Source organism: Salinibaculum rarum, assembly GCF_030505615.1.
Lineage (GTDB): Archaea > Halobacteriota > Halobacteria > Halobacteriales > Haloarculaceae > Salinibaculum > Salinibaculum rarum.
Genome location: NZ_CP129992.1, coordinates 2,729,972 through 2,753,823 on the forward strand (window position 1 = coordinate 2,729,972; position 23,852 = coordinate 2,753,823).

The following is a 23,852-nucleotide window of genomic DNA, read 5'->3' on the forward strand; positions in this document are numbered from 1 at the left end:
TTATCCCTGATTCGACTCCTCGGAGACGTAGCGCACCTCGGGGTCGAGGCGCGGTTGGTCGTTCGGACGCACTGCCGGGCGCATGCGCACGAGGCGCTGCTCCGGTCCGGGCACCGAGCCCTTGACCAGCGCGAACGAGCCGTCGACCTCGCCGTAGTTGACGAAGCCACCGTCGACGGCGGCTCCCTCCTCGTCGAGGTCGATGAGGCGCTTGTTGAGTTCGGTTCGCTGATGGTAGCCCATCTGTCCCTGCTGTGGGACCGTCGAGCGAACGCGGCTCGGGTTCCACGGGCCGAGGTTGCCGATACGGCGTCGCCAACCCTGACGTGCGTGTTTGCCCTTCCGCTTTTGGACGCCCCAGCGCTTGACGGGACCCTGTGTCCCTTTGCCCTTGGTGACGGCGGCCACGTCGGCGTACTCGCCGGCGCGGAACACGTCGGTCACGTCGACTGTGCCTTCATCGAGCAAGTCGAGTCCGAATTCGACGCGGTCAGCAAGAGAGCCGCCCCCGATGCGATTCTCCATGACATCGGGTTTCTTCTTCGGGACGCCGCCGAGTTCGCCGGGGACGGTGTGCGTGACCGCACGAACGTCCGCCAGGTCGCCCGACTCGAGTGCGTCTCGTACCTGTTCCTCTGTTGCCGCGGCGTCGTGGTCCTCGGGAACGTCCAGAGCGCGGTCGAGTTCCGGGAGGAACTCGTCGGTCCAGACGTCCGTCAGTGGACGCTTGCCGTACGGCGTGTCTTCGTAAGCTCGCAGTGCTACGACCCGCATCGGGGGAGTTTCGAGGACTGTCACCGGGACAGTCTCCTCCATCCCCTCGCGTGCGGAGTTTGGCTCGTCGTTGATCATCACGACGTGGCTCATGCCAGCCTTGTAGCCGGCAAAGCCCTGTAGCCCCGGCTGGCCGTCGTCGTCGGGCCAGCTATTGAACCGCGGCGTCTCGGAAGACGCGCGGCTCCGCGGGCCGAAGCCCAGCGAACCTTTTCGTGGTCTGCTTGATTGTGGCATTGTTCACTCCGTGAGGGTGAGGCAGGCGAGCGTGGCGACGATTGCTTCTTCGGTTCGCACCACCTCGCTGCCTTGATTCGGAACCGTATTCAGCCAGAGGTCGAATCGACCAGTCTCACTGGCCTCTCCGATACGGTCGGCGTCGACGCCCAGGATGGCGGGAAGGCCCCGCTCTGGCGCGCCGAAGGCGACGGTCAGTTCCGGCCGACCGCTCGCAGCTATCGTCTCGACCAACTGGTCCAGACGTGCGACGTCGAGTGTCTCGCCGTACCGCGAAGCGGCGACGGCCAGTCCCGAATCGTCGCGTGCGAGCGCCGAATCGAGGTCCGCGGTGTCGACGGCGAATCCCGGTGGGGATTCGGCGACGAGCTTCGCGCGGACCGGCTCTCTCGAAGAGACTCTGACGGAGACGCGCTCCCCCTGCTCGACCCCCATATCATCGGGGACGGGCAGTGAGACCGGGTGTTGCAGTCCGCAATTGACCCGAACGCGACCATCAGTTCCGACCTCGGTCACGATTCCCTGTCTTAACGACCCCGAACCCTCGGATCCGGAGCCGGTCTGTGAACGCACGCGGAGCGGCGGCAAGACGCCCGCGAACTCTAGTTCGTCCCGCTTATCCCAGACCTCCTTTCGGAGGTATGGGGGCGTCGCGGCGTACCGGAGTACGGTTTCGACGAACCCCTCGTCCCATCTCCGGGTCCCGTCTGGGTCCGGATAGACCGTGAGTCGGTCGACCCGGAAGACGGTGGCCGCGCGGGCCACGTAGCCGATTTTGCGAGTTGCCTCGCGTTTGTCCTCGGCTTCCCGGATGAGAGACGACGGCACGAGTACGCTGACAGTCATGCCGTAACGCTTCCACGTCGCGCCACTAGACTGTGCCGATTACTCCCCATCCCTACCTTAAAAAGTACGCGCTTCACGCGCGCGCTGAGACGCGTTCACACGGACCAGATAGGCTCCGAAACCCTGTCTCGCGGTCTCGTGGTCCAGTGTCGGGACCGAACCCAGTCGGCAGAACACACTTGCACCCGGGACACGAAGGGCCGATGTCATGTCTACAGACCGCGTCATCGAAATCCTCCGGAAGGCGTACAGCGACGAAATCGAGACCGTGATGAATTACCAGACGAACGCAATCGTCCTCGACGGCGTGCGGGCCGAAGAAATCAAAGAGAGTCTCAAGCAGGACATCCAGGAAGAGCTGGCACACGCCGAACAGTTGGGCCAGCGGCTCAAACAACTCGACGCGCGCCCGCCAGGGTCGTCCGAGTTTACCGCCCGGCAGGACTCGCTGCAGCCACCAGAGGATTCCACGGACGTCCTCGCGGTCATCAACGGCGTTCTCGATGCTGAAGAGGACGCCATCGCAACGTATCGTGACCTCATCGACGCTGCCAAGGAAGCCAACGACCCCGTCACCGAAGACCTCGCTGTGACCATCCTCGCCGAAGAGGAAGCCCACCTGACCGAGTTCCGTGGCTTCCAGAAAGAATACCAGGACGACTGACCGACCCGCCGACAGCCACGTCCGACCACCGACAACACCAGTTTTCCTGCATAGTGAGTCCATTTTCAGTTCGGGACTGAACTGTGTGGCTGCCAGTGTGTCAGCCTATGCGACTGATCGCAGTCCGCAACCCCCAGTTCGGGACAGTCGAATCGGTTCGGGCGGCGATATTCTCCGTGACCGCATGCATGTTTCGTCGCTTGTCGCGGAGTCGACACACGCTGTGTGCTGTAAGATGGCGTGACTTGCGAGAAAAGGGGCAGAAATCACGTCATCAAGCGGTATTTTTTGGCAAGAGTTTTCAACTAAGGCCATAATGGCTGACCTGCCGCGCAAGTGCGGCAGAGTTGGAGTGCACACGGGCAACTGGACTCGTACACCGAATGGACACCCCCCTCAAGCCTGTGCCCCTCACAGACTCTCTCCCCTCATCCATTCGGAGTCCTGCCCGGCACTTCTTGGAGATACCACTCGACACTGAGCAGTAGCGGGTTCGCAAGCCGCTGGACGAGCGGTGCTTGCTACATCGTAGTCTGCTCTCGTTTCAGCCGTCGAAACGAGGAGAACAGGGAGATGACACTCTACGTCGCGAAAGTTAGAGAAGTGCGCTGGCCGAGATTTGAACTCGGGTTAGGACCGTGGCAGGGTCCTGTGATACCACTACACCACCAGCGCTCGGTTGCTCACCGCGAGCGTCCGTTGCACTACGTTGTTGGAGGGATGGGAGATAAAAACGTTCCGAATCTCGGGACGGCAGAGTGACGAAGAGAGAACCGTCCCCGAGAGTTGCCGAATGGACGCATACGTGCCGTCCTGCCGTCTAAGCGGTCAGATTGGGATAGACTATCCCTTTGCCCGACCTGTGACAGCACGGCACACATAGCACATCGAGGAGTCGATTGTCATCGTCGTCCGCGCTGGTCGACCACGACAGTTAGGGGCGGGCGCGCCCTACCACCACCCATGACAGCGAGTGGCTTTCTGACCGTCTCGCCGACAGTCGAGGGAAGCATGGCACCGGAGATAGCGAAGGCCGTCGACGCGCTGGAGGAGTTCGACGTCCGCTACGAGACGACCGCGATGGGAACCATGCTCGAAGCCGGGGACGCGGCGACGCTCTTTGCAGCCGCGCAGGGGGCACACGAGGCGGTCGACAGCGACCGCGTCGTCACCTTTCTGAAAGTCGACGACAAGCGCGCGACCGACGCCCCGATGGAAGAGAAAGTCGAGTCAGTCGAGGAGCACCTGGGCCGCGAGGCCAGCGGTGGCCCCGAGTAGGGCACAGGAGTCGAGACCCGCGAGTTCTTAAGTGAGAGTGAGCGAAAAGCGAGGTATGGAAAGTCTCAATCGAATGGCGACGGAGCTCGTCGACGAGGCCATCGACTTCGCTGACGAACTCACTATCGACGTCTACGGACTGGAAGGCGACGCCGCGGTTCTGGACTTCGGTGTCGACGTACCGGGCGCCGTCGAGGCCGGCCTCCTGCTGGCCGAAATCCAGACGGCCGGACTGGCGACGGTCCAGACACGAATGGATACCGTCGGTGGCGCACCGACACCGCACGTCGAACTCTCGACGGACCACCCCGCGCTGGCCCTGCTCTGTGCCGGCAAGGCGGGCTGGGAACTCAGCGTCGACGACTTCGAAGGGCTCGGAAGCGGTCCCGCTCGCGCGCTCGTCGCCGAGGAGGACATCTTCACGCGTGTGGGCTATCGCGACGACTTCGACTTTGCTGTCCTCGCCGTCGAGAGCGACACGCTCCCCGACGAGGACGTTGCCGCGGCCGTCGCGGAACGCGCTGGCGTCCCCGAAAGCGGCGTCTTCCTGCCCACATTTTCGACGGCTTCGATCACCGGCAGTGTCGTCGCCGGCGCACGCGCGGCCGAACTCGCCACGTTCCGGCTCTCGGAACTGGGCTACGACCCCGCGGAAATCCTCTCTGCGAGCAGCTCCGCGCCTGTCGCGCCTGTCGCAGGCGACGAGGAGACGGCGATGGCCCGGACCAACGACGCGCTGGCCTACGGCGGCCAAGTCTCGTTGACCGTCGACGAGCCGTTCGACCGCTTTGACGAACTCGTCTCGACGGCCGGCGACGAGTACGGCCGCCCGTTCGCTGACATCTTCGAGGATGTCGACTGGGACTTCGACGAGTTGCCGGTCGACCTCTTTGCGCCCGCGCAGGTGACCGTCGACGTCGTCGGCGGCGACACCCACGTCGTCGGCGAGACACACGAGGACATCCTCGCCGAGAGCTTCTACTGAGATGCGATACAAGGTCGTTCCCGCACCGGCCGACCGCGCGCTGTTGACCGACGTCCACGAGGCGCTCCCGCTGGTCCCGGGAAGCGTCGAAGACTGCTGTACGCGTATCCGCGACCGGACGACCGTCCCCTCCCGTGACGAGGCCCGGGAGTGGCTCACCTTCGCGACGGCGCTCGGACTGGTCGCAGAGACCGAACGGGGCTATCACCGCGTCCGGAACCCGCCAGAACCCGACCGACTCGTCGAGAACTTCCGGGAGAACGTCTTCGGCGTCGAGGAAGTGCTGGGTGCCCTCGACGATGCCGAGACGCCGCTCGACGACAGTGCAGCGTTCGAGTCGGTCCGGAACCTTGTGCCACGCTGGGAACGCAATCGGTACGCCGACTGGGAAAGCGAATGGACGGACAAAGTTAGATTGCGACTCGCGTGGAGCGAGGCGTTCGGACTGGTCACGCGCGGCGACAACGGGTACGAACGCGCCTAAGCGGCGACCTTTTGCACGCTCGATACCTACGGCGAGATGATGCAGTCGTCCGTAGACGCCGTCCTGTTCGACATCGACGACACGCTCTGTTCGTATCGCCGGAGCGGCGGGGAGATACTCCCGCTGGCGTTCGAACAGGTCGGTGTCGAGCCCTTCTTTACTGTCGATGAGTACGTCGACCGCTATCGGGAGTTTACCGCAGCTAGTGAGGACATGAACGACCTCCGGAAACGGTGTTTCGCCACGTTCGCCGCCGAACGCGGACACGACCCTGCCGTCGGGCGGGCCGTCGCACGAGCCTACGAGTCCGAGCGCGACCACACGAACGTGCAGTTCTGCCCCGGCGCTCGCGAGACGCTGGCGATGGTCGACGGTGACGTTGCAGTCGCCGCCGTGACCAACGGGGCGCCGGAGATGCAGGCGGCCAAACTCGACACGCTGGGAATTGCCGACTACTTCCAGACAGTCGTCCACGCCGGCTACGACACGGCGCCGAAACCCGACCCGGACCCGTTCCACGCCGCACTCGACCACCTCGACGTGACTCCCGAGCGAACACTCCACGTCGGGAACTCACTGGCATCGGACGTCGCCGGCGGGCAGCGCGCGGGAGTTCAGACTGCGTGGGTCCACGGCGATACCGACCCCGCCGGGGCCGACCCGAAGCCGGATTACACGCTCTCGACGGTCGGTGAGTTGCGCCGCCTCTGGAAGTAACGCAGAATTACTCTACACCGGTTACGTCGGTCACAGTTCCGACGCCTTTCGAACTACCCTCGCGGAAGACGAATCGCTGGCCCTCTTCGACGAGATACGGCCGGAACTTGAACTGGACGCGGGCCTTCCCGGAGTCGCCGGGCAGGAGTTGGCCTCCTTCGGGGTAAAACGCCGCGGCCTCGCTTGCCGTTTCGAGATGGACGACCGGTTCGTAGCCGTCGCCGATGCGGGTGGGATGGTTCAACACCATCACCTCGGCTTCGAACTCCCTGACGGGGTCGGGGTCTGCGTCCCGCGGTAGCAGAACCATCCCGCGTTCGATGTCGGCCTCGTTGACGCCTTTCAGCGCGATGCCGACGATACGGCCGGCGCTGGCCTCGTCGACGCGGTGGTAGTGCATCTCGATAGAGCGGGCCTCTACCTCACGGAACCCACCGTCTGCCATCGGCCCGAGCAGGAGTTCGTCGCCCGCTTCGACCTCGCCCGACTGGATGGTCCCGGAGGCGACGGCGCCGACACCGGTGACGTTGTAGCTCCGGTCGACGTACATCCGGAACTGGCCGTGGTCTGCGGTGCCGGCGGTCTTCGGCAGGCGCTCGAACAGTTCGTCGAGTGTATCGAGCCCCTCCGTCGTGACGGCACTCGTCGTCAGGATTGGGACCACAGTCTCTGAAATCTCGTCGATGGCCGCCTCGACGCCGTGGCGTTCGACCCGCAGCGGCGTCTTCTCGGCATCCCGGAGCAGGCGCTCGACCTCCCGTTCGACTTCCAGCAGGCGCTCCTCGTCGACGATGTCGGCTTTGGTAATCGCGACGAGCGTCGGCAGGTCCGTCGCAAGCAGGATGCCGAGATGTTCGCGTGTCGTCTTTGTCGGGCCGTCGTCGGCGGCAACGGTCAGGAGTCCGTAGTCGAGTTTCTGCCCGACCAGCCCGCGAATCGTCGTGCGGAGCCACGGCTCGTGGCCGACCGTATCGACGAAGGAGACGAGCCGATCCGCTTCCTCGACGATGCGAGCGCGGTCGCCCTTCCGGTGTGGGTTGTCCATCCGAACGGGGCCGTCCTCGTCGAAGCCGTAGACGCCGTAGGAGAGGTCCGCGGACAGCCCGCGCTCGATTTCGTGGGGCTGGACGTCCAGAAAGCTCCGCGTGCCCCCCTGGCCGTCGTCGGCTTCCCCGGTCACGAGCGACCCGACGAGCGTCGACTTGCCGTGGTCGACGTGGCCTGCTGTCCCGACGACGATGTGGGCGTCGTCAGTCATTACGGTCCCTTCGGTGATAGTGGCGACGCCGACTAATCCGCCGGCAGAGCCGTCGTCGTCGGTGTCGGCGTGGCCCTCCTCGTCGACGCCCCACGTCTGGACCTCGTCGATGTGTGCGCCAGCCTCCTCTGCAAGCAGGGAGAGGACGTCCATCGACTCGGAGAAGTCTTCGGGGACGATACCGGCGATGCCGCCATCGTCGGTGACGCCGACGACGTAGGTGGCCTCGCCGTCGCCCGAGAGGACGCGGTGGCGCAACTGGGCGGCGAGACTCTCTCGCCGGCCCTCTGCGAGGTGCAGGTCTTTCGTGAGCCGCTCTTTGAACTCGACGCTGCCGCCCTCTTTTTCGCCGCGGTCGAGCGCGCGGCGAAGGACGGCCCGGTCGGGGCTCATGGGGAGGGCTTGCGGTCCCCCAGCAATAAGTTTTCCCCGGGTCTGTGGGGTTCTCGCGGCCGATTCGCCGCTGATGAGTGGGTTCGGCCACCAGTGAGAACTGTTGTCACAATACTGCCGACCGAAGTGAGCGCGGAGACTTCGTAGCAGGCTACGGCGCGGCGAACCGCTCGACTGCTTCGAGAAATCCATCGGCAAAACTCGCAGCCGTAACGTGGTCGGCAGCAGCGAGGGCGAGGTCGTCCGCGTTCGCGACAGCGACCGAGCGACCGGCCACCTCGAAGGTCGGGACGTCGTTCTCCGAATCGCCGACGGCCAGGAACGCCTCGGAGCGCAGGTTCAGCTCCGCGGCGACGACGTCCAGCCCGCTCCCCTTGTCCACCGACGGCGATTTGACGTGGTACGCGTAGCCGGTGTCGACGACGTCGAGTCCGTGTTCGCTCGCAATTTCTACTAGCGGCTCCAGGGGCATCTCGCGGGCCACGGCCAGTTCCGTCTCGCGCCAGCGGTTGACCAGGTCCGCTTCGCCCCACCCGAGGCCGTAACCGGCATCGCGGTAGGCAGCAGCGACAGCGTTCGCCCCCTCCCGGTCACCCTCGATGCGGACGGTATCACGACCCGCGACGACGACGCCGCCGTTCTCCGCCACGACGAGCTGGTCGATGGCCAGGAACTCACAGAGTGCAACGGGATACGGCATCGACTTGCCAGTGGCGACGACAACGGGCGCGGGCCAGGCTCGAAGCACGGGGATGACTCGCGGGTCGAGGGCGCGCTGGTCGTCGGTGAGCGTCCCGTCGATGTCGACGGCAAGCGGCGGTGCGTCGTCGGGAACCGACGGTGTGTCCATACTGTCGGTGTCGGACCTGCCGGACTTCCCGCTTGCGTTTCAGTCGGTCAGCCGTTCGTAGGCGGCCTGGACGCGCTTGAACTCCTCTTCGTCGCCATCGGAAGCGTCGGGGTGGACGTCCTTGATGCGGTCCCGGTAGGCTCGCTTGACTGTACTCTCGTCTGCGCCGGGGTCAACATCGAGAATCTGGGCCGCCTCGGGGATGGTCGGGCCGGACTGTTGCTGGACCGCGTTGGTCCGTTGGCGGCGCTGTCCACCCCCGGCACGACGTCGCTGGCGCGCCTGCCGGACCCGTTCACGGCGGGACTGCTGGCGGCGCGCACGCTGGCGCTGTTCCTGTCGCGGCGGCGTCCACTCCTCGCGGGGCCCGGCTCCGAATCCGCCGCGGTTGCGGTCGGCGCTCCCGGTCGCCGCTTTGCGTTCGACGCCGCGATAGATACGGTCGAGCATCCGTCCGCTCGCCTGGTAGTACAGCAGATACGTGACCACACCGAAAACGAGTGCGAGAATCAGAAGTGCCGGGCTGTAGACGAGGCCGGCGAGACCGAGGATGGCCGTCATCAAGGCGAACGCCGCTGCCAGACCGCTGACCAGACGCTGCTGCACGACCTGATATTAGGGCGGCACGACTGTAAGCCTCTCGCTGGCGACCCCGCCAGAGGGTTCAAACCCACGGGCGTGTTACTCTCAGGCATGAGCGTCTCGAGTCCCTGTGAAATCTGTGCCACAGCAGACGTAGAGGCGGCCTGTGACCGCTGTGGGAAACTCGTCTGCAGTCGCCACTACGACGAGGAACTGGGGCTGTGTATCGAGTGTGCTGCTGATGTGGGCGAGGACGACCGCGAAAACATTCCAAACAGCGAGGACATGCCCGACGGCGTCGATACCTATCAGTTCTGAGTGAGAATCGCGGCAGTCGCTCGTCCATGACCCCAGGCGAGTACGTTACAGAGGTGCAGCGAGACGAGCGCGAGAGCGAAGCCAACCACGCTGAGAGTGAGTGCCTCCGGGAACGTGTCGACGACAATCGTCCCGGCATCACCGACAGTCCGGATTTCGTACTGCGCGAACGGCAGCCAGTAGAGGACCGGCGCAAGTATCGAGGCCACCGGGAGTGAGACTGCGAGAGTCAGTAGCATAAACAGGAAGATACCGACCGGGAACGTCGCCAGCAGATAGACGACAATGAGATAGGTCCGTGCGTCGGTCAGCACACCTTTCAGGTAGTCAGTAAGCGGTTCCGCGTTCGGGTCGGGGAGTTCGTAGTCGATGTCAAACCCGAGCAGGCGATTGACGAGGAGTGCCTCGAAGGCGCCGACGTATCTCGCACCGACGAGAACCAGCGGGAAGACGAGCAAGCCGACGAGAATCACCGCCAGCCCGATACCGAGAGCGAATCCGGTCACCAGGAGCGTGAAATACGTGACGCCGAGCGGAAAGCGCAAAAACAGGTAGAGGACGTTCTTGTACGTCTGTGCGTCGGTCACGACACCGAAAACGGGCGACGACGTCGACCGGTCGGTGTCGGCGAAGGTGGGAGAGGCCATCTGTAGCTGCAGGGTACACGAGCCACCGTCGTATAACCCTGAGATAGGTCAAACGACGCGCTACCCACCGTAATCGTTATTTATCGGTGTTCGTTCAGCCGCTGTTTCAGTCGCTTCGCGGATGCGCCCGCGGCGTCGAAGTACGCGTCCTCATCGCCCCGGATTTCGGCGTCTTCTCCGGCGAAGATTATCCCCCGCGAGGAGTTGACGAGGCCGACCGGCGTCGTTCCGGGTGCTGTCTCGGCGAGTCCGTACTCGACGGCGGCTTCGGCGTCGCCGCCCTGTGCCCCGACGCCCGGGACGAGGAACGGAATCTCCGGGACGACCTCGCGGACTTCTTCGAGTTCCTCCGGTGCCGTCGCACCGACCACGAGGCCGACGTTCCCGTGTTCGTTCCACAGGTCGGCCAGCGCCGCGACCCGCTCGTAGAGTGGTTCACCGGTGTCGAGTTCGAGGTCCTGGAGGTCGGCACCTCCAGAGTTGGAGGTTCGACAGAGGACGAACACGCCCTTTTCGGCCTGCGAGAGGAACGGGTCGAGCGAATCTCGCCCGAGGTACGGGTTGACCGTGATGGCGTCGGCGGCCGGGCCGTGGTCGTCGTCGAGCACCTTCGCGTACTGGCGGGCCGTATTGCCGATGTCGCCCCGTTTGGCATCGAGGAGGACCGGCACGTCCTTCCCGTGGGCGTAGGCGATGGTCTCGCGAAGCGCACGCCAGCCGTCGCTGTCCTCGTAGAAGGCGGCGTTGGGTTTGTAACAGGCCGCGTGTTCGTGGGTGGCGTCGATGATGCGCCGGTTGAACGCCCAGCGTGGCAGGTCGGCGTCGACGACGGCATCCGGCAGGCGGTCGGGGTCGGGGTCCAGCCCGACGGAGACGACGCTGTCGACGGCCTCGATGCGGTCGCGCAGGCGGTCGAAGAACATAGAAAGGCGTCGGCGCGACTGGCGAATAAAACTGCCGTGTTCGTCCCCAGGCTAGCCGTTTCGGGTGTCGGCGGCGGACACAAAGCGCATTGCGCTGTCGGCACGTCGACAGCCTCTAATCCGTCGCTTGCGTATCCCCTGTCAATGTCACTGGCTGCGGTCGTCTTCGACCTCGATTACACACTGGCGGTCCCCGACCGCGACCGACAGACGCTCCTCGACGAAGCCACGGCCGCCGCCGGGGGACGGGACATCGACCGGTCGGAGTATCTGACCGAGCATCAGAAAAACCGTGCCACGGAGACGCGAACGCCGATTTTCGAGGGGCTACTGTCGACAGGCGACCCGGCCGAAGCCGCCAGGGCGTACCGGGAGGGTATCAACGATGCGCTGGTCCCTGTCGACGGCGTTCCGGAACTCGTCGAGGAACTCCGCACGCAGTACCGGGTCGGGCTGTTGACCGACGGTCCTGTCCAAGCACAACAGGGGAAACTGGAGACGCTGGGGTGGACGGACCTCTTCGACAGCGTCGTCGTCACGGGGTCGTTGGCCGCCGGCAAACCGGACGGCCGAGCGTTCGAAGCGGTCCTCGGCGAACTCGGCGTCGCAGCGGGCGCGGCGGTGTACGTCGGCGACAACCCCGACGCCGACATCCGAGGGGCGAAAGACGCCGGGATGGTCGCCGTGCAGGTCCTGGGAGACAGATTCGAGCGCGCGCCCGAGGCGGACGGCTACATCGACCGCGACCAGTTGGCCGACGACCTCAGGGCGTTCCTGAGCCAGCAGGCCGGCTGGCGCTGACTAGTGGGTCAGTGCTTCTGACCGCGTTCAGAGTGTGTCTCGGAGGATGTCGACGGCTCGCTTGACGGCGACACCCGAACAGAGTGAGAGTCGGACTTCGTTCTCGCTGGTCTCGACAGAGAGGTGGTCGGTCCCGGTCGCGGTTCCGGCCGTTGGGGCCGAGATGTTGTCGAGTGCCACGACGGCGCTGTCGGGATACAGCAGGACGCGGCCGACGATGCGCTCGTCGGCGGCGATGGCGTAGGCGACGGTGCCATCGGGACTCGGCGTGGCCGACTCGTCTGCGTCGGCGACCGTCACGCGGTCCAGTGGCGGCGTCTCGAGCCCGGTCAGTTCCGACGCCAGCAGCTGTGCGACGCGTTTCGGGTCGGTAATCGAGTCGTCGACCATCAGAGTTCACTCCGTGCGTTGGCGGCGAGTCCGGCCACGTCGACGCCCTGCCGGCGGGCGTACAGTACTGCCGCGGCCTCGATAGTGATTGCCAGTTCCGACTGCAGCCGGTTGATGTCTGCGACCGCGTCCTGTTTTTCGACGCCGGTGTCGACGACCGATTCGAGGACCTGCTCGAAGACAGACCGCTCCTGGATGACCGACTCGTCGGGGACGAAATCGTCTGGGACGTCGACGGTCCCCACCTCGAACGTGGCGACGATGTCGTCGCCGTCCCGGTCGAGCAGTCCCTCGCCAGTCGCGACATCGACCAGCCGCTTTGCCTGGTCCGGAGAGAACCAGTCGCGGTCCAGCGAGAGCGCGACGACGAACTCGCTTTCGTTCATGCGGTCGACGCCGCGCTGGCGGAATGGCGCAGCGACTGCCCGGCGGAGACTCATCGTCGGTGACAGCGCGCGGGCGACTCCTAAATCTGTCGTCCCGCGCCGACGAGCATCGAGAGGTTCAAGTGGCCGCTGATACTTTCGACGGGTATGAAGTACCAGGGACCGTCCACGCGCAAGCGGACTGGCGGCCGACGACGCCCGGCGAGTAATAAGAAGAAACACCAGCTCGGCTCCGAGTTCACCGAGACACAGGTCGGCGAGCCGAAGTTCAAGACCGTCGACACCCGCGGCAACACCGACAAGACCCGCGCCATCACGACCGACACGGCGAGTATCGCCATCGACGGCGAGACCGTCGCCGCTGACATCGAAAACGTCGCCGAGAACCCTTCGAATCCCAACTACGCACGCCGAAACATCATCACCAAAGGCGCCGTCCTCGAGACCAGCGAGGGCCGCGCTCGCGTGACCTCGCGTCCGGGACAGGACGGACAGGTCAACGCAGTCCTCGTCGAGGAGTAATCCGTTTTCTGCGAGCGCTTCGTCGCTCCGCTGTGCCTTGGCCAGGGAGCCGACTTTCCGGACGCCGAAGAGTCCGACGGGCAGTGAGTCCAAAGTGGCCTCGAACTGCCAGGGCACCGACGACTCGGCCGTGGACCGACGAAGGGGTCACTCAGTACTGGCCCAATGTCTCGGCTTGTCAGGGGCTGGTGGAGAGGGATACATACCGCTCTATAACGGACCCAACCACTCATATAAACCCTATACAGTCCCCACAGTGTGCCAGTTCGTAGATGGGACAACATCGACGACAGGAGGGTGACACACCCTTCGAGCTTGCCGAGTCAATCGTACCGCATCACCACCGCGTCGACCCCGAAAACTGGGAGAACCTGTACGTCGTCGGCGACGTGCACGGCTGTCTCGAGACGTTCGAACGCTTGCTTTCCGAGCTCGGTGTCAGTGCAGACGACCTGGTGGTCTGTGTCGGCGACCTCATTCGGAAGGGACCTGACAGCAAGGGCGTCCTCTCGCTGGTCCGCGAGCGGGACAACATCCGCTCGGTCCGCGGGAACAACGAACAGGGACTCCTCGACGGCAGCAAATCCGACCCGGCGCTCGACGAGGACGACCTCGCGTACATCGAGACGCTCCCACTCGCCATCTCCTTCGACGACGCGCTTGTGGTCCACGGTGGACTCGACCACAGAGAGCCTCTCACCGACCACGACCCGGAGGACATCCTCGAGATGCGGTCGTTGACCGGCGGCGGCTACGACCGTCCCTACTGGTTCGAAAACCGCACGGAGACACCTCGGGTCTTCTTCGGCCACACCGTCCTCTCGGAGGCGTTTGCCACGCCCGCTGCCGTCGGTCTCGACACCGGGTGTGTCTACGGCGGGCAACTGACGGCATACGACTGGAACGACGACGAGTTCGTCTCAGTCGACCCAGCCGAGACCTACAAAGAGCGCAGTTCGGACTCGATTGTCGACCCGCGGCCAGCAGCGCCACTCACCGAATGACGATGCCGGACGCCGACACCGACCTGACAGACCCGTCGCTGTATCTAAACCGAGAGTTGAGCGAACTCGCCTTCCAGCAACGCGTGCTCCACGAGGCACTGGACGAGCGAACGCCCCTGCTCGAGCGGGTGCGCTTTCTCGCCATCTTCACCCGGAACATGGACGAGTTCATCATGAAACGGGTCGGTGGACTCAAACAGCAGATTTCCGCGGGCGTCACCGAACGAACTGTCGACGGGCGCACGCCCCGCGAGCAGTGGGAAGACGTCCTCGACGAGGCCAGGCCGATGTTCGAGCAGCAAATCGAGTGCTATCACGAGACGATTCGTCCGGCACTTGCCGACGAAGGGATTCACATCCTCGAGTACGACGACTTGACCGCCGCTGAGCGCGAACAGATGCGGACGTACTTCGAGGAGAACGTCCTGCCGACGCTGACCCCGCTCTCGTTCGACCCGGCACACCCGTTCCCCTTTATTTCGAACCTGAGCCTCTCGCTCGGCGTCCTCACCCAGCACCACAGCAGCGAGGAACCGACGTTCACCAGGGTGAAGATTCCGCCCAACCGCCCCCGTCTCGTCCCCGTCGACGACGACACCGACGAGGACCGGTACGTCCTCATCGAGGACGTGGTCAGGTCGAATCTGGACCTGCTGTTTCCGAGTGTCGATATCGTCGGGACAGCACTCTTTCGGCTGACGCGAAACGCCGAGGTCCGGCGCAACGAGGAGGTCGCCGAAGACCTCATCGACATGATAGAGGAGGTCATCGAACAGCGTCGGTTCGGGACAGTGGTCCGCCTGGAGTTAGAGCAGGATGCGCCAGACCGCATCCGACAGACGCTCGTCGAGCAACTGGACCTCGACGGGCGGGAAGTGTTCGAGGTGCGCCCGCCACTCGACCTCGAAGACTTCGAGGTGTTGACCGACCTGGACCGCCCGGACCTCAAGGTCGATTCGTGGACGCCAGTCGCACACCCGCGACTCGACACTGGCGGGCAGTACGACGGGTCCATCGCCCCGAGTCCCGACAGCGAGCACAGCGTCTTCCAGGAGATAAACCGGGGCGACATCCTCCTGCACCACCCGTATCACTCCTTTACTGGGACGGTCCAGCGCTTTCTCGAGGAGGCGGCACACGACCCGGACGTTTTAGCAATCAAGGCCGCAATCTACCGGACAGCCAGTGACTCACAGGTCATTCAGTCGCTCATCGACGCTGCCGATAACGGCAAACAGGTGGCGGTGATGGTCGAACTGAAAGCCCGGTTCGACGAACAGAACAATCTAGAGTGGGTCCGGACCCTGGAAGAACAGGGCATCCACGTCGCTTACGGAACGGTCGGACTGAAGACCCACACGAAGACGGCCCTGGTGGTCCGCGAAGAGCCGGACGGGGTCAAGACTTACTCCCACGTCGGAACCGGGAACTACCACTCGAAGACGGCGAAAGGCTACGTCGACCTCGGACTGTTGAGCAGCGACCCCGACATTGGCCGGGACCTGCTCAAGGTGTTCAACTCGTTTACTGGCCCGGCACTCGACGAGGAGTTCAGGAAACTCCTCATCGCCCCGGTGACGATGCGCGAGCGCTTTCGTCACTTTATCCGCCGCGAGACGGCCCACGCGCGGGCCGGCAAGCCCGCACGCATCGTCGTGAAGGTCAACGGACTGGAGGACCCCGACATCGTCCGTCTGCTCTACGAAGCCTCGCAGGCGGGCGTTGACATCGACCTCTTCGTGCGGGACATCTGTCGGCTCCGGCCCGGAATCGACGGTATCAGCGAAACGGTCGACGTCTACAGTATCGTCGGCCGATTTCTCGAACACTCGCGTATCTTCTACTTCGAGAACGGGGGCGACCCGGAGTACTACATCGGCTCTGCAGACTGGATGACGCGCAACCTCGACAAGCGCGTCGAGGCGGTCACACCCGTCGAGGACCCCGCGCTTCGTGACCAGCTCCGATTTGTCCTCGACGTGATGCTGGCTGATAACCGTCGGGTCTGGGAGATGGGTAGCGACGGAAGCTACACCCAGCGCCGTCCCGATACCGGCGAGCAGACCATCGATACGCAGGCTGTGCTGATGCGGGAGGCGACGGCCGCAAGCGAACACGACGGGGTAAACCGGGGCATTCCGGGAGTCACGGAGATACCGGATACGGGCTTGCGTGTCGAAGCGGAGACCGACCACTCGTCAGGCAAAGCCGGTATTGGCGACACAGAGCGACCAGAGACGGCCAGCGCGAGCGAGACAGTAACATCCAGCGAGACAGTGACCCACGACTCGACTGCCGACGGGGCAGAGACAGGCCCCGAGGACCTGCCAGCAGTACTGACTGCCCACCGTGAGAAGTGGTACGAACCGGACAGCGGAACGTACAGGTTCGCCGTCAGAACGCCAGACGGTGACCGGGTCTACAGGAAGACTCCCCGTGGCGCGGAGTCGGCTCTTACGCGCCACTACGGCGACTCGGTAAGCGAAAACGGGGAAGCGAGCGAGGAGACGGCAGAACAGACAGAAGAGTCGGGTGCCGAGACGGCAGTCGAGGAGTGAGAGTCAGGGACTCGGGGCGGCCTTTTGTAGCGCACTCTCCGCGATGTTGCCGCCGTAGTCTGCGGTCCGAGACAGCGAGTCGGCGACCAGGCCGAGTACCTGCGCGAGTTGTGGGTCGTACTCGTGAATCACCTTGTCGACCTCGCGGACTTCGTCGTCGACATCACGAATCTGTTCGCGGGCCTTGTTTGCCAGTTCGACGGCTTCGTCAGAATCCTCGGCCAGCAGTGCATCCATCGCCGTCTCCGGGACGACGCTGGCCTCCTGGTGGAGCGCTCTGATCGGGTCGGCGACGCTCTCGGGAATGTCATCGACCTCCAGTGCGAGGTCTGCAATCTTTGTCGCGTGGTCGCCGATACGCTCTAGCTGGCGCGCGCTGGACTGGAAGTCGTAACTCGTCTCGCGGGAGAACCCGATTTCGTTGGCGGCGGTCGGATTCCGGAGGATGGTTCGGAAGACGCGCGAGACCATATACCAGAGGCGGTCCACGTCGTCGTCGCGTTCTTTCACGTCGTGGGCGAGTTCGTCGTCGTCGGTCAACAGCGCCTCGATGGCGTCTTCGAGCATCGTGAGGCTGACCAGGCGCATGCGCGTGATGGCGTTGTGGACCGACAGCTCCGAGGAGTCGAGCAGGTCCTGCAGGACGACCCGGTCAGATGTCTCCTCGATGACTTCCAGGCCGACGAGTCCCTGCGTCGCTTCGCGGATGATTCGACGCTGGGCGGCCGTGATACGGGCGGTCTCCAGCCGGATGACGTCGAAGCCGCTGACGTACATCGTCATCACTGCCTGCGTGAGTTCGTGCTCGCTCTCCAGTCCCGTGATGTCGAGACTCCCCTCGATACGGTCCTCTTCGCGCTGGGGCGCGAGCAACAGCAGGTCCTCCTCGGAGTGAAATTCAACGACGCTTCCTGCGCTGACCTCGTTGGTCGTCGCCCAGTCTTTCGGAAGGGATACTGTGTACGTGGAACCGCCAGTCACCTGGACCTTGCGCGTCTCCATATACAGACGGTTCAGTCCCCATCCGCAATAAAATACCCTGTTTCTATATAATTATATTCGAAATAACGTACGTAGTGTTGTATGCCCAGTAATGCCCCTCTAAACGTCGAATTCAGTCCGCACCGGGCCGTGGTAGCCGATAATTACTGAGATGAGTTGACCGAAACGGGAACAGGAGAAAAACCAGGTATCAGAGCGTTTCGGGTGGATATAGTCCACACTATTCAGAATAGGGATGGACTGTACTAACTGTTCACAAACCAATTGATATATAGATATAGGTAGTAGATATAGACATCATAGTAGGATGTTTATTAGTGCCCCTACCAGCCTCTATTGATGTCTAACGAAACTTCCGGCAAAGTATCGAGACGGCAGTTCCTCGTCGGAACCGGTGCTGCAGGTGCAGTCGCACTGGCTGGCTGTACAAGCGACGGAAACAGCAGTAGCGGACCATCGGGGAACGTCCGTATCTCCGGAAGCAGTACCGTCTACCCCATCGCGACGGCCGTCGCAGAACTGTACAAACAGAACGAGCTGGAAAACCCAGACCAGGTCACTTTCGACATCAGCCGTGACGGCAGTTCCGGCGGGTTCAACGACGTCTTCATCCCCGGGGACTCCGATATCAACAACGCCAGCCGGCCGATTACGGAAGACGAGGCCCAACAGTGTGAAGACAACGGCTTCGAAGCAGTCGAGTTCCTTATCGCACAGGACGCCCTGACCATCGTCGTCAACAACAACAACGACTGGATAGACGGGCTGACGTACGACCAGCTCGAGGCTATCTGGACGCCGGACAACCCGCCCGAGCTGTGGTCCGACGTCAACTCGGACTGGCCCGACGAACCGTTCCAACTCTACGGCCCGGCCTCAACCTCGGGGACATTCGACTACTTCACGGAAACCATCCTGGGTGAAACGGGTCGGATTCGCAGCGACTTCGAAGGTACCGAAGAGGACGACACCATCGCATCGGGTGTCGAGGGGAGTGAGTACGCTATGGGCTATCTCCCCTTCGCGTACTACACCAACAATCCCGACGGCACGCAGGCGGTCCCCCTGTCCGAGTCCGGAAACGACTACACCGAACCGAGTCTAGACGCCGCATCGTCGGGCGAGTACCCCCTCGCGCGGCCGCTGTTCTTCTACGCGAACAGCAACAAACTCGAACAGAAAGACCACTTGCAGGACTTCATCCGGTACTACATCAACAAGTCGACCGACAAGAGCCTCATCGCCGAAGAGATCGGCTACGTCCAGAGCTCCGAACAACAGAAAGAAGAAAACATTTCGACACTCGAAGAGTACACGGGCTGATACGATCCGCAGTCAAACCGTATCGTCTGGTTTTATCAAACCTGAATCGAAAGACCACTCAAGAATAAATGGCGAAACGTGAATTGACAGACCTCCAACGGGACGGGCTCGCCGTTCGGAAGGAGCGACTGTACCGAGGCCTGGTGGCCGCGTGTGCGGGATTAACGCTGCTCGTAACGGCTGGCATCATTCTGGCGCTGCTGGGACGGACAGTGTCGTTTTTCACGGACATCTCGCCGGTCGCGTACCTTACCGGAACGGAATGGAGCCCGCTCATCGGTGAGGCAGCGTTCGGCGTCTTGCCGCTCGTGAGCGGGACGCTCGTCGTTACGGTTGTCTCCGCGCTGATTGCACTCCCAGCAGGGCTCGCTATCGCTATCTATCTCAGTGAGTATGCGAGCCCTCGCGTCCGCTCGGTCATGAAACCAACACTGGAAATACTGGCAGGGGTCCCGACAGTCGTGTACGGGTACTTCGCGCTCGTCCACATCACGCCGCTGCTGGATGGCATGCTTCCGATTTCACTCGGACTGATTCCGGCGGGTGTCCCCCTCCTCCCGGAATTTACCCTCGTCGTCCCATCGCTACGGACGTTCAACGCACTCTCGGCAGGCATCGTCGTGGGGCTCATCATCCTCCCGATGGTCTCCTCGATCAGCGAGGACGCGATCAGTTCCGTCCCCGACAGCCTCCGGGAGGCGGCCTACGGGCTCGGGTCGACGAAGTTCGACGTCTCGACGAAGGTCGTCGTGCCCGCAGCCACTTCGGGTATCGTTTCTTCGTACGTGCTCGCGCTCTCGCGGGCCATCGGCGAGACGATGGCAGTCACCATCGCGGCCGGTGCCTCGCCGAAGATGCCGTACTTCCCGAACGTCTTCCTGAATCTCACTGACTCGATACAGACGATTACGGCCGCGATGGTCCAGATTGCGGGTGCCGAAACCCGTTCGGGCGCACTGTACGAGTCGATGTTCGCGCTCGGGATGACACTGTTTGCAATAACGTTGACTATGAACATCCTCGCGGAACTCGTGCGGCGACGGTACAGGGAGGAATACAACTGATGGCGACGGAATCCGAACCATCTGAGCTGTCAGCCGACCGGAGTCTGCGCTGGCGGCGGTTCAAGGGTCGGCTCTTCGTCGGCGTGTTGTTGCTCGCGACGGCGTTTGGCATCCTCTCGCTGTTGGCGCTGTTCGTGTTTATCGGGCTGGACGCGTTCGGACCGAGGGCGGCCGAACCACAGTGGTATCTAATCTACTTCGGCACGCTCGTCGGACCGCTCAGCGCGTACACACTCTACACACGCCGGGACGAGGCCACAAAGGCAATCAATGCGAGAGCGTTCGCGGTGACGTTCGGAAGTCTCATTCTCAGCCTGGTCGTTTACGTTGTCCCGCTGGCACTGAGTCCGTACGACTTCGCGTACGTCCTCGCGTTCGTCGTCCTGCCGCCACTCGCGGTACGCGGGTACGCCAGCGTGTATGGGGAGAATCATCTTACAGGCCCCGGCATCCCGGTGTCGGCCATTCTCGGATTCGCCGTCGCCTGGGTCACCGCCGACATCGTCGTTCCAACCATCGAGGTCGCTGCCGCATGGATAATGTACGTCGGTATCGTCACAGTGCCCGTAGCTGCGACACTCGGCGTCTACGCACGGCGCCGGGACGGGAATCGCAAAGCGCTCCTCGCGGCAGGAGGGACGTTCCTGCTTGCGTTCGGTGCCGTCGGGGCCGGACTCGCACAAGGGACCGACCCTTCACTGTGGGTCGTCCTGGCCTCCGGCATCGTGGCACCCGTCGGATACGTCTACGGCGAGACCATCGCGAACCGCACGGAAGGGCGACTCGGCTTGCTCGGGCCGTTCGTCCTCGGTGGCGGCGTCGTGGTCGGAGCGCTGGTAGAACGACAGTTGGGCGTTAGTGGACTGGAAAGTTGGCTCACCCCGACGCTGTTGCTCGAAAGTTGGTCGACGTTCCGGCCCGAGAACGCCGGCATCTACCCGCAACTCGTCGGGTCGATAATCATCGTCGGCCTGATGGCACTTCTCGCGTTTCCGGTCGGCATCGGTGCAGCCATCTACTTAGAAGAGTACGCCCCCGATACGGGCTGGCGAGGACGGCTCGCGACGGTGCTGGACGTCAACATCTCGAATCTCGCCGGCGTCCCGTCGGTCGTCTACGGACTGCTCGGACTGGCGCTGTTCCGGAACGTGTTCGGACTCGCGACGAACATCGTGCTCGCAGCGAGTATGACGCTTGGGTTGCTCATCCTGCCCATCGTCATCGTCTCGACACAGGAGGCGCTCAGGTCCGTCCCCGACGAACTCCGCCGTGGCTCGTACGGGTTGGGCGCGAGTCGCTGGCAGACCGTTCGCAACGTCGTGTTGCCGGAAGCGGTGCCAGGAATCCTGACGGGGACGATTCTCGCACTGGGGCGTGCTATCGGGGAGACTGCCCCACTCGTGATGATCGGTGTTGCCGCAACGCGATTTACCGCACCGGCGGATATCCTCGGGTCGGCGACAGCACTCCCACTCCAGTTGTTCGCCGCCGCCGCCAACGCGAAGCCAGCGTACAGGGAAGGCGTCGTCGCCGCAGCAGCAATCGTGTTGCTCGTGACGATGCTGTTGATGAACGCGACTGCGATTCTCATCAGGAACAAATACCAGAATGACTGAAACACAACCCGACGCGACCGAAGAGGACGAACCGCTCATCTCGACAGAGATAGCGACAGAAAAGTCGACCGGAGAGTCGACGTTCCAGGCGGAGACGATTCTCGAAACGAGAAACCTGGAGGTCTACTATGGCTCCGAGCAGGCGCTGCAAGACGTCAGCCTGAAAATTCCCGAACAGCAGGTGACAGCGATGATCGGGCCCTCGGGGTGTGGCAAGTCCACGTTCCTCCGGTGTCTCAACCGGATGAACGACCTCGTCGACACCGCCCGCGTAGAGGGCGAAATCCTGCTCGACGGCATGAACCTCTACAGCGAGGACGTCGACCCGGTGGCGCTCCGACGGAAGATCGGCATGGTGTTTCAGCACCCAAACCCCTTCCCGAAGTCCATTCGCGACAACGTCGCCTACGGGCTCCGAGTGCAGAACAAGGAGGTCACTGACGACATCATCGAACAATCACTGCGCCGTGCTGCACTCTGGGACGAGGTCAAAGACCAACTCGACGAGAGCGCCCTCGAACTGTCCGGTGGTCAGCAACAGCGACTCTGTATCGCCCGGGCAATCGCCGTCGACCCGGAGGTCATCCTGATGGACGAGCCCGCCTCGGCGCTCGACCCCATCGCTACCTCCAAAATCGAGGACCTCATCGAGGAACTCGCCGAGGAGTACACCGTCGTCATCGTCACCCACAACATGCAGCAAGCAGCTCGCATCTCCGACAAAACTGCCGTCTTCCTGACCGGCGGCGAACTCGTCGAGTTCGACGAGACAGACAAAATCTTCGAGAATCCCGACAGCCAGCGCGTCGAGGACTACATCACCGGCAAGTTCGGATAGCGCTCGTCGACGTTTCCGCTTTTATCGTCTATTAGAACGCATGACCAGCCGCTGCCGGCGGGTCTGCTACCACCCGACTCGACAGCGCGGACTCTATATATCAGCACATAGTCGTCAGTCCACGATTGAGCGTATATAGTGATAGTGACCAGTAATCGCCGAACAGAGCCGTCAGTGTGGCCTCATAGTCGGACATGTAACTATTATAAACGAGTTTTATTATGACCCCGGGATATTCACTCGATGACCCAAGACAGGTCTGTTGACGGTGTATCACGGCGAAAGTTCCTCGTCGGAACAGGTGCAGCAGGCGCAGTCGCACTGGCTGGATGTTCCAGTGCCTCCTCCGACGACAGTACTCCAGGCAGCGAAAGCATCTCCCCGCTCGAATCCGGCGGGTCGTCGACGGTGTACCCCATCGCCAATACGGCAGCAGCGTACTGGTCGGGTAACCGCCCAGCTGACGACAACGAGTACTGGCCAAACCAGGACTACGGCATCAGTACGGACAAGAACCTCGCCGACTACTGGGCCGGCCTCTACGGCTTCGAAGCCAAAGACAGCGGTAACCCGCCGTTCAAGGTCACCGTTGGCCTTTCCCACTCCGGGACAGGCGTCCGGAAGGTCCGCGACGGACTCTACGACCTCGGGAACTCCTCGGGGAACGTCGAGGACGAACTCCCGGACCGCGACTCCTACGACAAATTCAAAGACCACGTCGTCGGCGTCGACGGTCAGCCCATCGTCGTCTCCTCGGAAATCGCCAACGCAGGCCTGGAGAAGATTACCGGCCAGCAACTGAAAGACCTCTACAAAGGTCGCATCAACAACTGGCAGGAAATCGACAGCGGTCTCCCGGACAAACAGGTTCGCGTCCTCGGCCGTGCGAAAGACTCCGGGACCCGAACCTCCTTCGTCAACAACGTCTGGGGGAACAATGAGAATACGACTGTTGCCAACCGTTACGGCCAGAACCAGCGCCTCGCGACGGCGATTTCACAGGCCGACAACGCCATCAGCTACCTCGCGCTGGCGTTCCTCGGCACGGAGGGTGTCTCCCCCATCGCGCTCGAATGGGAAGGCACGACTTACGAGTACCAGGCCGACGAGAACGGGCTCGACGCGACGGAGTACCCGCTGTCGCGTGACCTCCACATGTACACGTGGGAAGAGACCACAAAGAAGGCGTCTGCCTTCATCAACATGATTCTGAGCGACTTCGGGCAGGACACCTTCGTCGCGCCGAACAACTATTTCCGCCTCTCGGAGAGCCGACGCGAGGAAGAGCGCAACAAACTGGCGGACCAGACAGCATAACTCGTCTGGGCGACATCGAACAGGCCCGCCGTCACGACTCGTGTATCCATTTCATGATTTTTGAACGGACAAACA

Annotated in this window: 25 protein-coding genes and 1 tRNA gene; 15 read left to right on the forward strand and 11 right to left on the reverse strand. The window is 63.0% G+C overall.

The genetic code is table 11. The features are described 5' to 3' along the window. Entirely contained in the window at positions 1-1,011 is a 1,011-nt protein-coding gene (locus tag QYL91_RS14180) for a 50S ribosomal protein L3 (protein ID WP_302081147.1), read from the reverse strand. 3 nt (positions 1,012-1,014) lie between these two features. Then, positions 1,015-1,857: an RNA methyltransferase gene (locus tag QYL91_RS14185; protein ID WP_302081148.1), complete on the reverse strand. Its 843-nt coding sequence runs from the start codon at positions 1,855-1,857 to the stop codon at positions 1,015-1,017. A 208-nt stretch (positions 1,858-2,065) separates the two neighbouring features. Here QYL91_RS14185 and QYL91_RS14190 point away from each other — a divergent pair, with 208 nt between their 5' ends. Then, the gene (locus QYL91_RS14190; RefSeq protein WP_302081149.1) at positions 2,066-2,521 is read left to right on the forward strand and encodes a DUF892 family protein; all 456 of its coding nucleotides are present in this window, start codon (positions 2,066-2,068) and stop codon (positions 2,519-2,521) included. A gap of 604 nt (positions 2,522-3,125) precedes the next feature. Here the strand turns inward: QYL91_RS14190 and QYL91_RS14195 are convergent. Next, positions 3,126-3,196 (reverse strand) — tRNA-Gly (locus QYL91_RS14195). 288 nt (positions 3,197-3,484) lie between these two features. Here QYL91_RS14195 and QYL91_RS14200 point away from each other — a divergent pair. The 4 genes from QYL91_RS14200 to QYL91_RS14215 are packed head-to-tail and all read left to right on the forward strand — an operon-like array spanning position 3,485 to position 5,985. Beyond that, positions 3,485-3,799, forward strand: coding sequence for a thiamine-binding protein (locus QYL91_RS14200; RefSeq protein ID WP_302081150.1), 315 nt, complete (start codon positions 3,485-3,487; stop codon positions 3,797-3,799). A gap of 55 nt (positions 3,800-3,854) precedes the next feature. Further along, positions 3,855-4,784 (forward strand): methenyltetrahydromethanopterin cyclohydrolase, encoded by a 930-nt coding sequence (gene mch, locus QYL91_RS14205; RefSeq protein WP_302081151.1) that lies wholly within the window; start codon positions 3,855-3,857, stop codon positions 4,782-4,784. A 1-nt stretch (position 4,785) separates the two neighbouring features. Then, positions 4,786-5,268 carry a double winged helix-containing putative transcriptional regulator gene (locus QYL91_RS14210; protein WP_302081152.1) on the forward strand — a complete coding sequence of 161 codons (483 nt, stop codon included), beginning with the start codon at positions 4,786-4,788 and terminating at the stop codon, positions 5,266-5,268. Between the two features lie 39 nt (positions 5,269-5,307). Further along, on the forward strand, positions 5,308-5,985 hold the full coding sequence (locus QYL91_RS14215) for an HAD family hydrolase (RefSeq protein ID WP_302081153.1): 678 nt from the start codon (positions 5,308-5,310) through the stop codon (positions 5,983-5,985). Positions 5,986-5,992: 7 nt separating this feature from the next. On the opposite strand, the gene QYL91_RS14220 is transcribed toward QYL91_RS14215, so the two are convergent. The 3 genes from QYL91_RS14220 to QYL91_RS14230 form a co-directional block, all read right to left on the reverse strand. Next, entirely contained in the window at positions 5,993-7,636 is a 1,644-nt protein-coding gene (locus tag QYL91_RS14220; RefSeq protein ID WP_302081154.1) for a GTPBP1 family GTP-binding protein, read from the reverse strand. 151 nt (positions 7,637-7,787) lie between these two features. Further along, positions 7,788-8,486: a phosphoglycolate phosphatase gene (locus QYL91_RS14225; protein ID WP_302081155.1), complete on the reverse strand. Its 699-nt coding sequence runs from the start codon at positions 8,484-8,486 to the stop codon at positions 7,788-7,790. Positions 8,487-8,525: 39 nt separating this feature from the next. Next, on the reverse strand, positions 8,526-9,047 hold the full coding sequence (locus tag QYL91_RS14230) for a J domain-containing protein (protein ID WP_302082876.1): 522 nt from the start codon (positions 9,045-9,047) through the stop codon (positions 8,526-8,528). A gap of 132 nt (positions 9,048-9,179) precedes the next feature. Here QYL91_RS14230 and QYL91_RS14235 point away from each other — a divergent pair, with 132 nt between their 5' ends. Then, complete coding sequence (locus QYL91_RS14235; protein WP_302081156.1) at positions 9,180-9,386, forward strand: hypothetical protein; 207 nt, start codon at positions 9,180-9,182, stop codon at positions 9,384-9,386. On the opposite strand, the gene QYL91_RS14240 is transcribed toward QYL91_RS14235, so the two are convergent. Together QYL91_RS14240 and pyrF are read right to left on the reverse strand one after the other, a co-directional pair. After that, a complete protein-coding gene (locus QYL91_RS14240; RefSeq protein WP_302081157.1) occupies positions 9,377-10,033 on the reverse strand; it encodes a sensor domain-containing protein in 657 nt (218 codons plus the stop codon). The two genes, QYL91_RS14235 and QYL91_RS14240, sit on opposite strands and share 10 nt — an antisense overlap. A gap of 80 nt (positions 10,034-10,113) precedes the next feature. Further along, the gene (gene pyrF / locus QYL91_RS14245) at positions 10,114-10,956 is read right to left on the reverse strand and encodes an orotidine-5'-phosphate decarboxylase (protein ID WP_302081158.1); all 843 of its coding nucleotides are present in this window, start codon (positions 10,954-10,956) and stop codon (positions 10,114-10,116) included. Positions 10,957-11,100: 144 nt separating this feature from the next. On the opposite strand from pyrF, the gene QYL91_RS14250 reads away from it, so the two are divergent. Continuing rightward, complete coding sequence (locus QYL91_RS14250) at positions 11,101-11,757, forward strand: HAD family hydrolase (protein WP_302081159.1); 657 nt, start codon at positions 11,101-11,103, stop codon at positions 11,755-11,757. A gap of 27 nt (positions 11,758-11,784) precedes the next feature. Here the strand turns inward: QYL91_RS14250 and QYL91_RS14255 are convergent, their stop codons facing one another. After that, complete coding sequence (locus QYL91_RS14255; RefSeq protein ID WP_302081160.1) at positions 11,785-12,147, reverse strand: DUF7993 family protein; 363 nt, start codon at positions 12,145-12,147, stop codon at positions 11,785-11,787. Beyond that, positions 12,147-12,587: a DUF2240 family protein gene (locus tag QYL91_RS14260; RefSeq protein ID WP_302081161.1), complete on the reverse strand. Its 441-nt coding sequence runs from the start codon at positions 12,585-12,587 to the stop codon at positions 12,147-12,149. Before QYL91_RS14260 ends, QYL91_RS14255 begins: the two co-directional genes overlap by 1 nt. A gap of 93 nt (positions 12,588-12,680) precedes the next feature. On the opposite strand from QYL91_RS14260, the gene QYL91_RS14265 reads away from it, so the two are divergent. From QYL91_RS14265 to ppk1, 3 genes are all read left to right on the forward strand, one after another. Beyond that, positions 12,681-13,055, forward strand: a complete 375-nt coding sequence (locus QYL91_RS14265; protein ID WP_302081162.1) for a 30S ribosomal protein S8e — start codon at positions 12,681-12,683, stop codon at positions 13,053-13,055. A gap of 272 nt (positions 13,056-13,327) precedes the next feature. Further along, entirely contained in the window at positions 13,328-14,059 is a 732-nt protein-coding gene (locus QYL91_RS14270; protein ID WP_302081163.1) for a metallophosphoesterase family protein, read from the forward strand. Between the two features lie 2 nt (positions 14,060-14,061). Beyond that, entirely contained in the window at positions 14,062-16,617 is a 2,556-nt protein-coding gene (gene ppk1, locus QYL91_RS14275) for a polyphosphate kinase 1 (RefSeq protein WP_369685631.1), read from the forward strand. Between the two features lie 3 nt (positions 16,618-16,620). Here ppk1 and QYL91_RS14280 read toward each other — a convergent pair whose 3' ends face one another. Then, on the reverse strand, positions 16,621-17,619 hold the full coding sequence (locus QYL91_RS14280) for a phosphate uptake regulator PhoU (RefSeq protein ID WP_302081165.1): 999 nt from the start codon (positions 17,617-17,619) through the stop codon (positions 16,621-16,623). A gap of 339 nt (positions 17,620-17,958) precedes the next feature. Here QYL91_RS14280 and QYL91_RS14285 point away from each other — a divergent pair, with 339 nt between their 5' ends. From QYL91_RS14285 to QYL91_RS14305, 5 genes are all read left to right on the forward strand, one after another. After that, the gene (locus QYL91_RS14285; protein WP_302081166.1) at positions 17,959-18,942 is read left to right on the forward strand and encodes a PstS family phosphate ABC transporter substrate-binding protein; all 984 of its coding nucleotides are present in this window, start codon (positions 17,959-17,961) and stop codon (positions 18,940-18,942) included. Positions 18,943-19,010: 68 nt separating this feature from the next. Continuing rightward, the gene (pstC, locus tag QYL91_RS14290; RefSeq protein ID WP_302081167.1) at positions 19,011-20,006 is read left to right on the forward strand and encodes a phosphate ABC transporter permease subunit PstC; all 996 of its coding nucleotides are present in this window, start codon (positions 19,011-19,013) and stop codon (positions 20,004-20,006) included. Next, positions 20,006-21,622, forward strand: a complete 1,617-nt coding sequence (gene pstA / locus QYL91_RS14295; protein WP_302081168.1) for a phosphate ABC transporter permease PstA — start codon at positions 20,006-20,008, stop codon at positions 21,620-21,622. Before pstC ends, pstA begins: the two co-directional genes overlap by 1 nt. After that, positions 21,615-22,460, forward strand: coding sequence for a phosphate ABC transporter ATP-binding protein PstB (gene pstB, locus QYL91_RS14300; RefSeq protein WP_302081169.1), 846 nt, complete (start codon positions 21,615-21,617; stop codon positions 22,458-22,460). The genes pstA and pstB overlap by 8 nt, the downstream gene beginning before the upstream one ends. A gap of 243 nt (positions 22,461-22,703) precedes the next feature. After that, positions 22,704-23,777 carry a PstS family phosphate ABC transporter substrate-binding protein gene (locus tag QYL91_RS14305; RefSeq protein WP_302081170.1) on the forward strand — a complete coding sequence of 358 codons (1,074 nt, stop codon included), beginning with the start codon at positions 22,704-22,706 and terminating at the stop codon, positions 23,775-23,777. Positions 23,778-23,852 lie beyond the last annotated feature (75 nt).